Consider the following 11,493-nt stretch of genomic DNA (forward strand, 5'->3'; position numbering starts at 1 on the left):
CTCCCTGCCCGGCTGTTATAGCCGGTGCGCCGCGAGGCTAGCGAGGAATTGCGACGGTTTGCAGGATCGAGGGTCGGCGGTGCGTCCCAAGCCGGCTCAAATCAACCTGTTTTGTTCTCCGGATCGACAATCGCCCATTTGCCCTAAGCGGCGGTCATCCTCGACAATACAGGGGCACCTCGTATAGACGAGCCCGGCGGAACTTTCTCCAGCCAGCGGGCCTGCCCGACAAGCCATGACCAAATCCCCGCGATACGACCGGATCGCCTTCGTCGCCAGCCCGAGCAGCGAGGCGCAGGCCGCCTATGTCCAGCTCACCAGGGACTATGGCAATTGCGACCCTAAGGATGCCGATATCGTGGTCGCGCTCGGCGGCGACGGCCTGATGCTGCAGACGCTGCACCAGAACATGCACACGGGAAAGCCGATCTACGGCATGCATCGCGGCACCGTCGGCTTCCTGATGAACGAATACTCGACGCACGATTTGCGCGCGCGGCTCGAGGCGGCGCATGAAACCGAGATCAATCCGCTTCTGATGCGCGCGACCGATGGCAACGACCGCGTCCACCTGCATCACGCCATCAACGAGGTCTATCTGTTCCGGCAGACCTCCCAGGCGGCGCGCTTGAGGATCATGATCGACGAGCGCGAGCGCATGCCCGAGCTGATCGCCGACGGGATCATCGTGGCGACGCCGGCCGGTTCGACCGCCTATAATTTGTCGGCGCAGGGACCGATCCTGCCGATCAACGCCGCCCTGCTGGCGCTGACCCCGATCAGCGCCTTCCGGCCGCGGCGCTGGCGCGGCGCGCTGCTGCCCAACACCGCCTATGTCGTGATCGAGGTGCTGGAGGACGACAAGCGTCCGGTGGCGGCCGTCGCCGACCATGAGGAGGTACGCAGGGTCCGGCGCGTCGAGGTCCTCTCCGACAAGAGCATCTCGATGCGCATGCTGTTCGACCCCGGCCACAGCCTGGAAGAGCGCATCCTGCGCGAGCAGTTCGGGTACTAGAACCACCCTCCGCCCGCCGATGCGGCTTCGGTCGCAACCCTTCGTTAACCCTCGCCACGATATGGTTAACGAAGGTTGACCCTTTGGCCCGGGCGTCATGTTTCGTATCGACTTCAACAAGCTGCGCTTCCTCGTCTGCGACGACAATCCGCACATGCGCCGCATCCTGCGGACGCTGTTGCATTCCTTCGGCGCACGCGAAGTCTATGAAGCCGAGGACGGCGCCACCGCGCTCGAGATGTACAGCCATTACGTGCCCGACATCGTCATCACCGATTGGGCGATGCCGATCTTCGACGGACTCGAGCTTGCGCAGATGATCCGGCAGCCGGAATCCAAGGGCAACCCCTACGCGCCGATCATCATGCTGACCGGCCATTCCGAGAAGCGCCGCGTCACCGTCGCGCGCGATGCCGGTGTCACCGAATTCCTGGCCAAGCCGATCTCGGCCAAGGGGCTCTATCAGCGCATCCTCAACGTGGTCGCCAATCCCCGCCCCTTCATCAAAACCAAGACCTATTTCGGGCCGGACCGGCGCCGCAACACCAACTCCGCCTATATGGGTCCCGAGCGCCGCGTCGGCGAAAAGCATGAGGTGCTGCAACAGCCCTCGCTGCTCGACAAGGCCCGCTCCTCCATCTAGCGCAGGCGTCTTCAGACGAGGCAGGCATCATGGCGAAGAACAGTGCAAAGGACATCGAGGTCAAGGCCTTCGCCACGCATCAGGTCATCACGCAGCCCAACCCGCTGCGCAAGGTTCTGCGCCGCGTCGAGGAGAAGGACCTGGACGATCCGGTCGGCCGCGCCGAACAGGCGCTCGCGGGCCTTTCCGGCGAGTTCAAGGACTGGATGACGACCGAGGTCAACCGTCTGTCGGCCGCCTATGTCGCCGTTCGCAACGACGGCTTCACCAAGGAGCGGCGCGACGAGCTGTTTCACGCCGCTCACGACATCAAGGGCGACGCCGTGACATTCGGCTATCCGGCCGCGGCGGGAGTAGCCGAGAGCCTGTGCCGCGTCATCGAGCACGCGCCGGATCTGGAAAAGGTCCCGGCCGAACTGTTCACGCACCACATCAACGCCATCCTCGCCATCGTGCACGAGAATACCCGGCTCGACCGCATCAGCGTCTCCGCCGAGCTCAGCCGTCGCCTGCGCAAGGTCGCCGACGACTATCTCGCGCAGGTCAACCGCGATCGGCCCGAACATCTCGAGGTGATCCTGGCGCCGAGCATCGCGCCGGCGGAGTGAGGCTCGGCTCTCTCCCCGTCATTGCGAGCGCATCGAAGCAATCCGGAATCCCTCCGCGGAGAGATTCTGGATTGCTTCGTCGCTTCGCCCGCACCCTACGGCATCACGCCGCGATCAGATCGTCGTACACCGGGTCGACCGCATCATCCGCGGCCAGCTCGTCGCAGAACAGCCGTGCCTCTTCCCGCGCCGATTCGGTGGCGAAGCGGCGCAGCAGGACCATCAACGGCTCGGCGACGCCGCGGTCGGTCTCGCAATGGGTGAGCACACGCTCGACCATGCGACGGCGCAGCCGGACCGCACCATCGTCGCTGTCGACGAAGCCCTGCTCGTGGCAGGCATCGAGCGCGACCTGGAATGCCGCAAACGTCGCCTCCGGAAGCCCGGCGCGCCGGAGCAGCGCGTGCAGGCTGTTGCCGCCGCGGTCATGCAGCAGCGCGGAGACGCGCGCCAGCGGCAGATCGGCAAGCTCGGCGAGTGCCGCGTCGAACAGGTCGAGATTGCTCGACAACAGCGCGCGCAGGATCAGGCCGGCCGTCAGCTGGCCCGTGACGCGCAGATGATGCACCAGGCCCTGCATGTCCTCGCCGCGCGAGCGCGCCGCGATGTTGATGGTGGAGCGGTCGCGCGCCTCGATCGTGATGCGGTCGGCACGGTCGGCGCTCAGCCAGTTCCGCGCCACGACGAATTGCGCGAGCGTCTCGGAGAGTTTTGCCACCAGCGCGGCGCGGGTTGCGGACGGCAGGTCATCCAGCACCAGCATCGCCTCGCGGATCGCGGCGAGATGGCCATGGCGCTCGACGATGCGATTCCACGAGAACGGCGCAAGTTCGGCATGGGGATTTTCGATCAGCTCGAGCGCCGCCGCGGCGCAGCCGACTTCGGCGATGGCAGCGCAGACCGAGACCGGCAGCGCGATGCGGCGGGCGACCGCGCATTGCACCTCGTCATTGCCGGTGGCGACGATATCGACGAGATCGGCGTCGATCAGCAGCGGAGAATGTTCGAGCACGGGCAGCGCGACGGTCGGCTGGTCCGCCGACAGCGCCCGCACGATCGACGCCGGAGCATCGAGGCTGCGCGCAAAGGCCTCGGCCATGGCCTGCCGCACCAGGGGCGAGGGATCGTCGAGCTGCATCAACAGCGCGCCTTCGGCGGCGATGCGGTCGCCTGTCGAAAGGTCTGAGATCAGCCAGGCCCGGGCCAACGCCCGTGTTGCCTCGGCCCGCTCGCCGGCGGGCGCCGTTCTGATCCAATTGATGAACTGCCGAACAATCATGCTGCTTCCGGCTTACACAACAAACGAAAAGGGTGACGGCTCGTCACCTGCAACACAAAATAAACCACGACGCTTAACAAAGCGTTCACCATAACTGGCTGGTTTTGTTGAGGATTTGTTAAGGGAACAAAGCCGCTTGGGATGCGTGCCCCCGGACGTAGCGCAGCAGCGCTTCGCGCTGCTGCGCGTAAGGGACGCGAGACCTAGCTCGAGAACGTGCCGTTGCGATCGCTGAAGAGATCGAGCGGCTGCGGCGGCCGCACGTCAGGCGCAGCTGAGGCGACCGAGGTGAGCGAGGCGTTGTTGCCCCACAATTTCTGCACGGTGGTCGAGACCGGCTGCGTGGTATCGCCGGGCTGATAGATCGAGCGGAAGGCCGGCGTTGTCGGCGTATTGTCCGCGACCGTTGTCGGCGATGTCGCACTGACTGGCGTCACGGCGTTCGTGTTGGGGAAGGTCTGGAGATAAGCAGCGTTGTCGACCATCGGCGCGGTGGGCTGCACCCCATTCGCGCTCGCAACCTGCGTCGTCGACGGCGTGCCGCCATACATCGCCATCGCGCTGCGGGTCACCTTCGAATTGGCCGCGCTGGCATAGCGCGCGTCCAGCACCGAATAGACTTCGGAGACGCTGCGGGCGCGGCCGTCCTTGGCGTAGAAGATCGAGCGGTTGGCGGAGGCGGCGTTCGGAAACAGCCGCGCACCGACCGCTTGCGGATTGTCCTCGGCATTCGCGATCAGTTTTGCGGCGCCGCCGACGCCCATGAAATGCGCCATGTAGAGTTCGCTGTCGCTCGGCCTGCGCCCGAGCAGGCCGGTGAGCTTGAAGCTGTTCGACTGCGTCAGCGCCGCCGCCATGCTGGAGGCGGCTTCCGGATCGTCACGCAGCTTCATGATCGACCGCTTCATCGCGGGATCATCCACGCTGTAGCCGCCCGACGACGTCCTGGTGATGGCGTCGGAATAGTTGCCGTAGCCGAGCTGGGTGCCGGCCTCCTTCACGGTGCCGAGCCAGGTCTGGTCGATGAACTGGTAGAGCCCATGCGCGGACGAGGTGGTGGCCCCTGCCGTGGGATCGAAATCCGATTCCATCTTGGCGGTGGTCAGCATGTACTGGAAGCTGACGCCGCTGACGTTCGAGGCCTGCTTGATCGCACCGGCGACGCGCGCCCGCGTCGGATCGAGACCGACCGTCTGCGTGGCACTGGAATTGTCGACCGACATGATGAAGTGCCCGCCCCGTGCGGCGTTGAGCGGCGCCGGCAATTCGGACGCCTGTCGTTTCACCGTGGGACAGGTATGGTTAATGCGGGGTTAATTCAGCCCTCACCCTCATCCCGGGCTCGCGCTTCGCGTGCCCCGGAATGCAGCGAGCTACTTCTTGTAGACCGCATCCGGATCGAACAGCCGCTCCGCATCGGTGAAGACCAGCTTGGCGCCGCCGCCCTCGCCCTCGACCTTGCGATAGAAGCACGAGCGTCGCCCGGTGTGGCAGGCAGCCCCGATCTGCTCGACACGGATCCAGACTGCGTCCTGGTCGCAATCGGTGCGCATCTCGATCACGCGCTGGGTCTGACCCGAGGTCTCACCTTTTCGCCACAAGGCATTGCGCGAGCGGCTGAAGTACCAGGCCTCGCCGGTAGCGATCGTCTTGCGCAGTGCCTCGTCGTTCATGTGCGCGACCATCAGGACGTCGCCGGTGGCAACGTCGGTCGCGACGACGGTCACGAGGCCGCTGGCGTCGAACTTGGGCAGGAAGGCGAGACCTTCCTCGGTCTCATGGGAGTGGGCGGACACGACCTTGCCGATCTATTCGCGAGGTCAGCGCGTGCCTCGCACCAGGGACAGGAAGCGGGCTTGCTCCGCCGGATTGTCGCGGAACATGCCGGTGAAGCGGCTGGTGAAGGTGGAGGCGCCATGCTTGGCGACGCCGCGCACCGACATGCAGGTATGCTCGGCCTCGATCAGCACGGCAACGCCGCGCGGCTTGAGGACCTCGTCGATGGCGGCGGCGATCTGCGCCGTCAGATGCTCCTGGGTCTGGAGCCTGCGGGCGAAGATGTCGGTGAGGCGGGCGAGCTTCGACAGTCCGACGACGCGCTCCACCGGCGTGTAGGCGATGTGCGCCTTGCCGTAGAACGGCATCATGTGATGCTCGCACTGCGAGGTGAACTCGATGTCGCGCACTAGCACGAAATCGTCGTAGCCGGCGGTCTCGCCGAAGGTGCGGTCCAGCACCTCGGCCGGACACTGGTGATAGCCCTGATACAGCTCGTCGAAGGCTTCGACGACGCGGCGCGGCGTGTCGAGCAGGCCCTCACGCTCGGTGTTCTCGCCGATATAGGCGAGCAGCGTCTTCACCGCCGCTTCCGCCTCGGCGCGCGCCGGGCGCGGCTGGTCGGCACGGACGGCGGCCGCGAGGAATTCGGCGGGATCAAGCTCGGCCGGACGGCTCTCCGGCAGCTTGTTGGGGCGGATCGGCTTGATTGTCGCGTCCATATCGACTCCGTTCGACGGCCTTAACGGCCGGAGTGTCACCGGCAGACGGGGCGGCCAAGCCGCCGGACGCCTGAAGAGAACAGTTTTGGCGCAAAAGGTCCTGAGCTGACAACGCTGGCGGCGCAGATCCGGATCACCGCCTTGCACCGCTGGACTGTTTTTCCACCAGTTCCGCCCCTATATAGGACCCTGAATGGCGCCCGCCAAGGCCGATCGGGCGCGGAAGTGCTGGACTCCATCACATGCTGAACGACATCTACAACAAGCGGATCATCGAACTCGCCGGGAATATTCCGCGCCTCGGACGGCTGCCGGACCCCGATGCCTCCGCCACCGCTCACTCCAAGCTGTGCGGCTCGACCGTCAAGGTCGACCTCAAGATGACCGGAGATACCGTCACCGACTTCGCCCATGACGTGAAGGCGTGCGCACTCGGACAAGCCTCCTCATCCATCATGGCAAGTCGGGTTGTCGGCTCGACTGCGAGCGAACTCCGTGAGTTACGCGAAACTGTTCGCAAGATGCTGAAGGAGAACGGCGCGCCGCCGGAAGGCAAATGGGAGGAGATCAAATTCCTCGAGCCTGTCCGCGACTACAAGGCCCGCCATGCCTCGACGCTGCTGACCTTCGATGCCGTGGTCGATGCCATCGGCCAGATCGAGGCCAAAGCCAAGCAGCCGGCCGCGGCGCAGGGGTAAGCGCCGCGCCGTTTCGGGGCGTCGCAAAGCGACGGACCTGGATCCCCGAGATTGCAGCGCGAGATTCTCAGGCGCGCAATTGCGCACCATAGTCAGCGCTACGCTCGCCCCGGAATGACAAGCCAGATCGAAGAGCTTACTTCGGCGTCGCCGCAGCGGTCGGCGCGGCAGCCACGCCGCCCGTTGGCACCACGGCTTCCGCCGTCTTGGTCGACTTGGCTGCCTGCTCCGGTTCCACGCCAAATCTTGCCTGCGTCTTCGGAGCAAGCTCCGCCATCGCCGGCGCGGAAATGTCCACATGCGGCAGCACGTCGGCCACGAGATCGGTCGTCACGAGATTGGTGAGCTTGAGCTCGCCGGCGTCCAGTTCATGCAGGTCTTCCCAGGGCGGAACGCTGAGCGCGAGCGACAGCAGGTCGCCCGCTCCGCCCATGTCGAACGTGTATTTGGCGAGACGGCCGATGTCCCGCTCCACAATCATCAGGTCCTGCGCGCTGTAGCTCGCCGCCTTGGCATCATCGGCGCGATCCCCCATCCAGATCTGGTGAACCCGGACATGGGCAGCTTCCGGCACGTAGCGCTTCTTGCCGGCCAGCAGCAGGAACACGCACATGGATTCGCAATAGGCCTCGGGCGCGACCGCCGGACGAGCCGACTGCCCGCCGCGGAGGCTGACGCCGACGGTGGTCAGGAGGCCGAGATTGCGGAAGCGACGGCCGAGCGTGATCGCGTCATTGACCGAGCCGCCGCTGGAATCGAGCACCACAGTGGCGCCGCCGAGCTGGCGGCCGCGAGAAAACTCCTCGAAATCCTTCGGGGTATCGGCGGTGATGATGCCGACCGCGCTGACCCAGCCGCGGCAGTTCGGCTCGCAGGCGACCCAGTTGAACTTCATCGGCAGCTTGCGCTCTTCGAGCACAGCACCGGCGCGGGCCGACGACCCGAGTGTCGCAACGGCGCCAGCCAGCACGACTCCACAGACGGCGGTTCCCACCAGCAACCAGCCGCGAAGATTGAGCGACGTCAGAACTTTCAAACTGGTCCCTTCCCCAAGCCCCAAAGCGATTCAGGCAAGCCCCGTTTAGCGTCCGATGAGTCTACACATGGACGTCACAAAAATGGTATCCGGGCGAATACAGATCGTCCATAGGCACTTGCTGCACTGCTCTCAAAAAGCACGCAAAATATGGCGTGGAAACAACAGCTTACAGTTCCCTGCCGCGGAACCGCGCAATCCTTCGCTCAACATCGCATCACGGCGCACATGAAGCATTCAGCCTGCGGGCATTGTTCCAGTTCGGTCGAAGGGGCGCTTCGGCTCCCACGCAGATTCGGCCGGGCACTGATCTGGCTCTACCGACATACGCTCTCGCCCCTGGTCGGTTACAACTGCCGGCATCTGCCGACCTGCTCTGTCTATGGCGACGAGGCGATCGAACGGTTCGGGCTCTGGGCCGGCGGCTGGATGACGCTCGCGCGGCTGCTCCGCTGCAATCCCTTCGGCACCTCGGGCATCGACAACGTACCGCTCACCGCGCCGCAAGGTGCGCGCTGGTATCTGCCATGGCGCTACGGCCGCTGGCGCGGGGTCAATGCATCCTGAGATTGCTGCGATGCTTAGTGCATCGGTAGCCTGAGCGGAACCTGAGACAATCTTCCCGCGTTGTTTCGATGCTCCCCCGGGAGGAAACAACAATGCGCTGGAAAATCAGCCCTCATATTCACGCCAAGCTTGGGCCCACCCCCGGCTCCAGGCGGCATCACGATCCCAGAACCATGGACCTGCTCGCGATCGTCGCCTTGCTGGCGCTCGTGCTCGGCTCCGGCTGGTATCTGGCATCGAGCCTTGCGACACCGGCGAGCACGACGGCGTTCATCGTGCCGAGCCAGAACGTGCACTGGTAATCAGCGAAACCAGTAGAAGCGCCCGGGCGGCGGCGGAATCGGCTCGGGCGGCCGCAGCCGTTTCGGACGCGGCGGCTTCGGCGTCGGATCGGCCGACGAGGTGGCCTCCCCGCCCGGCGGCGTTTCGGTGCCCGGCACCCTCACCGCCAGCAACAAGTTCGACTCATGCATCCGCCAGCGGTAGCCGACGCCAAAGTCGATCGGCTGGGCGCGTGTGAACAGCTCGGCGTAGCGCTCCTGGTAGCGGCCGGGGAATTCGCCGATCGGCCCGAGATAGCGGCCGAACGGGAAGAACCGCCATTGCCGGGCGCCGTAGTTCGCGAGCGGAATGCCGGAATCGTCCTGGATAATGGTGGCGCTGTTGGCGAGCAGCCAGTCGCGGACCACCGCGAAATCGCTCTTGTGCAGAAGATAGGATGCACTCTTGAGCAGGCTGTTGCCGGGCCCCAGCGTCTCGCAAAACTTCAGGAAGCCGGTGTTGCGCGCGCCGGCATTGGAAAGGTCGGTCGAGAAATAATACAGCGTGCGCGCTTCGCCATCGGGGCCTGCAAAGGTGATGCGGACGCCGCGCGTCGCGTTACGCCCGGGATTGTCGTCGCCGACATGCACTGCCCCCTTGTCGTCGAGCGCGATCATCTCGACGTTGCGGATGGTCTTGCCCGAGCGCGCGAGGAAGACATAGAGGATTGGCAAGGTGCCGTTGACCTGGTTGGCGTGCAGGTCGACCTTCATCTGCTTGGTGATGAAAAAGGAAAAGCTCAGGATCGAGCCGAGCGAACGCTCGACATTGTAGAGCGCGGCACCGACCGAGCCGCGCGGCAGCCGCGTCAGATCGGGCACGGCGCCGACCGGCTCCAGCGCGCCGAGCACGTAGGTGCTGGCCTTGGAATAGAAGGCGTTGGCGTAAAGGAAATCGGGGCCGCTGAACATGTAGAACATGGTCGGCCGGGGCGCGGCGAGATTGACGTCGGCCCAATCGCGGATCTTCGAGAGCTGGCGCTGTTCGAGCTGGGCGAAGGCGCCGTCGAAGAATTTTGCGTGGCGCTGCCAGCCGGGATCCCTCGTGAGCGGCAGCAGCGGCGAGTCCGCCGAAGGCTGCATGCCCGCAAGGAAGCGCGCGGTGTCATCGAAAGTGACGTCGGCGGCACGGGCGGACGAGACGGCCGCAGCCAGCAAGGCAAGAGCGACGGCCACGATTCTGAGGGGTCGAAACATATCTATTCGCGATGATGTGAATGGCCAGCAGCGACCGGCCGCCTGCGGAAAACAGCATAAATCAACAGGCCCGAGAGCATGACGAGCATCCCCGAGAGCGACTGCACAGGCCGCTCGGTCAACAGGTAGTACATCATGAACCCGGTCACGAGCAGGAAAACCAGCGGCGTGAACGGGTATCCCCAGGCGCGATAGGGCCTCGGCAAGTCGGGATCGGTGATGCGCAGCTTGATGACGCCGGCGACGGTGAAGAACGAGCAGAACAGCAGTGCAAATTGGATGAAGTCGAGCACCGCCTCGAAGCTGCGCGTGAACAGCAGAAGGTTGGCGATCGCGAGCTGAAACAGGATGGCATAGGCCGGCGCGCCGCTCGTCGATCGCTTCGAGAACACGCGCAGGGCCGGAATGTCCTCCCCCATCGTCATCATCACGCGCGGGCCGATCCACATCATCGCGGAGATCGAGGAGATCAGGCCGAAACAGATCATCGCCCCGACGATCCTGCCGCCGAGACCGCCGAAGATGGCACTGCCGGCGACGCTGGCGACATCGAGCTGGCCGGCGAGCGCGCCAACCGGCGTCGAGTAGAGAAACACTGCGTTCAGCGCGACGTACAGGACGAGCACGATCAGCGTGCCCGCGAGCAGCGCACGCGGCAGGTCCCGCTGCGGCATGTTCATCTCGCCGATGATGTAGGTCGCGGCATTCCAGCCCGAGAACGAATACATCACGAAGACGAGCCCGATCGCGAAGGGCGCGCTGACGATATGGGCGAGATCGCCGGCCTGCGGTGTGAAGGCGATCGGCTGCGGCACGCCGATGACGAAGCCGGCGACCAGGAAGGCGACGATCAGGGCAACCTTGATGATGGTCGAGATCAGCTGGAAGGTCGAGGAGTGCCTGACGCCGGTCAGTTGCACCAGCGAGACCAGCCACACCACGGCGATGGCAAGCGGGATCGGCGGCAGGTCTGGCACGACCGACTTGGCGTATTCGCCGAACGCCATCGCGGCAAGCGCGACCGGCGCTGCGAAGCCCACCGTCGCCGACACCCAGCCGGCGAGAAAGCCGAAAGCCGGATGATAGGCACGGCCGAGGAAATTGTACTCGCCGCTCGAGCGCGGAAACATCGCCCCGAGCTCGCTGTAGGCGAACACGCCGCAGAGCGCGACGATGCCGCCGACGGTCCACAGCAGCAGGATCGAGAAGCCGGACGGGATATCCTTGACCTGGAAGCCGAGGCTGGTGAAGACGCCGACCCCGATCATGTCGGCCACCACGATGGCGGTTGCGACCAGAACCGAGACCCCTGTCCCGCCTCCGGTCAGCCGGCCAGTCCAGGGTGCCGTTCCCGCATCTGATGCCGTCATCGGGGTCCTTAAGCCGAGGCGTCTCGCCTCGCGGGCGCATCGTGCAGTTTGGCCCAGTCAATTCAAGCAGGGTTAACAAGGGTTAAATGAGGCAGCGGCAGCGGGTATTTCAGCACCGCTTATCCCCGCTGTCAGACGAAAAGGCCGCCGAGCACCGGAAAGTCCCGCTCCTTCTCCCCACAATCAGGACACGATTGCGTGGTCCTTTTGAGCGTTCCGGATGTGGGGAAGTTTCTCCGGACGCTTAACGTCGCCTAAACGC

At 64.9% G+C, this 11,493-nt stretch carries 13 protein-coding genes; 6 read left to right on the forward strand and 7 right to left on the reverse strand.

The window, feature by feature from the left end:
• The first annotated feature begins 235 nt into the window (after window positions 1–235).
• From XH83_RS22705 to XH83_RS22715, 3 genes are all read left to right on the forward strand, one after another.
• A complete protein-coding gene (locus XH83_RS22705) occupies window positions 236–1,015 on the forward strand; it encodes an NAD kinase (protein WP_194402959.1) in 780 nt (259 codons plus the stop codon).
• A gap of 97 nt (window positions 1,016–1,112) precedes the next feature.
• Entirely contained in the window at window positions 1,113–1,658 is a 546-nt protein-coding gene (locus XH83_RS22710) for a response regulator (protein ID WP_008549760.1), read from the forward strand.
• 29 nt (window positions 1,659–1,687) lie between these two features.
• Window positions 1,688–2,266 (forward strand): Hpt domain-containing protein, encoded by a 579-nt coding sequence (locus XH83_RS22715; RefSeq protein ID WP_194402960.1) that lies wholly within the window; start codon window positions 1,688–1,690, stop codon window positions 2,264–2,266.
• Window positions 2,267–2,369: 103 nt separating this feature from the next.
• Here the strand turns inward: XH83_RS22715 and XH83_RS22720 are convergent, their stop codons facing one another.
• The 4 genes from XH83_RS22720 to folE form a co-directional block, all read right to left on the reverse strand.
• Window positions 2,370–3,545: a DUF2336 domain-containing protein gene (locus tag XH83_RS22720; RefSeq protein WP_194402961.1), complete on the reverse strand. Its 1,176-nt coding sequence runs from the start codon at window positions 3,543–3,545 to the stop codon at window positions 2,370–2,372.
• A 203-nt stretch (window positions 3,546–3,748) separates the two neighbouring features.
• Window positions 3,749–4,810: a lytic transglycosylase domain-containing protein gene (locus XH83_RS22725; RefSeq protein WP_194402962.1), complete on the reverse strand. Its 1,062-nt coding sequence runs from the start codon at window positions 4,808–4,810 to the stop codon at window positions 3,749–3,751.
• 108 nt (window positions 4,811–4,918) lie between these two features.
• A complete protein-coding gene (gene hisI / locus XH83_RS22730; RefSeq protein WP_194402963.1) occupies window positions 4,919–5,341 on the reverse strand; it encodes a phosphoribosyl-AMP cyclohydrolase in 423 nt (140 codons plus the stop codon).
• A gap of 24 nt (window positions 5,342–5,365) precedes the next feature.
• Entirely contained in the window at window positions 5,366–6,043 is a 678-nt protein-coding gene (gene folE / locus XH83_RS22735; RefSeq protein WP_194402964.1) for a GTP cyclohydrolase I FolE, read from the reverse strand.
• Window positions 6,044–6,285: 242 nt separating this feature from the next.
• Here folE and XH83_RS22740 point away from each other — a divergent pair, with 242 nt between their 5' ends.
• The gene (locus tag XH83_RS22740; RefSeq protein ID WP_126257965.1) at window positions 6,286–6,741 is read left to right on the forward strand and encodes an iron-sulfur cluster assembly scaffold protein; all 456 of its coding nucleotides are present in this window, start codon (window positions 6,286–6,288) and stop codon (window positions 6,739–6,741) included.
• 136 nt (window positions 6,742–6,877) lie between these two features.
• Here the strand turns inward: XH83_RS22740 and XH83_RS22745 are convergent, their stop codons facing one another.
• Entirely contained in the window at window positions 6,878–7,777 is a 900-nt protein-coding gene (locus XH83_RS22745) for a hypothetical protein (RefSeq protein WP_194402965.1), read from the reverse strand.
• A gap of 228 nt (window positions 7,778–8,005) precedes the next feature.
• On the opposite strand from XH83_RS22745, the gene yidD reads away from it, so the two are divergent.
• Both yidD and XH83_RS22755 read left to right on the forward strand, forming a co-directional pair.
• On the forward strand, window positions 8,006–8,344 hold the full coding sequence (gene yidD / locus XH83_RS22750) for a membrane protein insertion efficiency factor YidD (RefSeq protein ID WP_194402966.1): 339 nt from the start codon (window positions 8,006–8,008) through the stop codon (window positions 8,342–8,344).
• A gap of 92 nt (window positions 8,345–8,436) precedes the next feature.
• Window positions 8,437–8,646: a hypothetical protein gene (locus XH83_RS22755; RefSeq protein ID WP_194402967.1), complete on the forward strand. Its 210-nt coding sequence runs from the start codon at window positions 8,437–8,439 to the stop codon at window positions 8,644–8,646.
• Here the strand turns inward: XH83_RS22755 and XH83_RS22760 are convergent, their stop codons facing one another.
• A complete protein-coding gene (locus XH83_RS22760) occupies window positions 8,647–9,861 on the reverse strand; it encodes a hypothetical protein (protein ID WP_194402968.1) in 1,215 nt (404 codons plus the stop codon).
• A 2-nt stretch (window positions 9,862–9,863) separates the two neighbouring features.
• Window positions 9,864–11,231, reverse strand: a complete 1,368-nt coding sequence (locus tag XH83_RS22765) for an APC family permease (protein WP_194402969.1) — start codon at window positions 11,229–11,231, stop codon at window positions 9,864–9,866.
• Window positions 11,232–11,493: the final 262 nt, after the last annotated feature.

The sequence above is a fragment of the Bradyrhizobium sp. CCBAU 53351 genome, from assembly GCF_015291745.1.
In the GTDB taxonomy this organism is placed as follows: domain Bacteria; phylum Pseudomonadota; class Alphaproteobacteria; order Rhizobiales; family Xanthobacteraceae; genus Bradyrhizobium.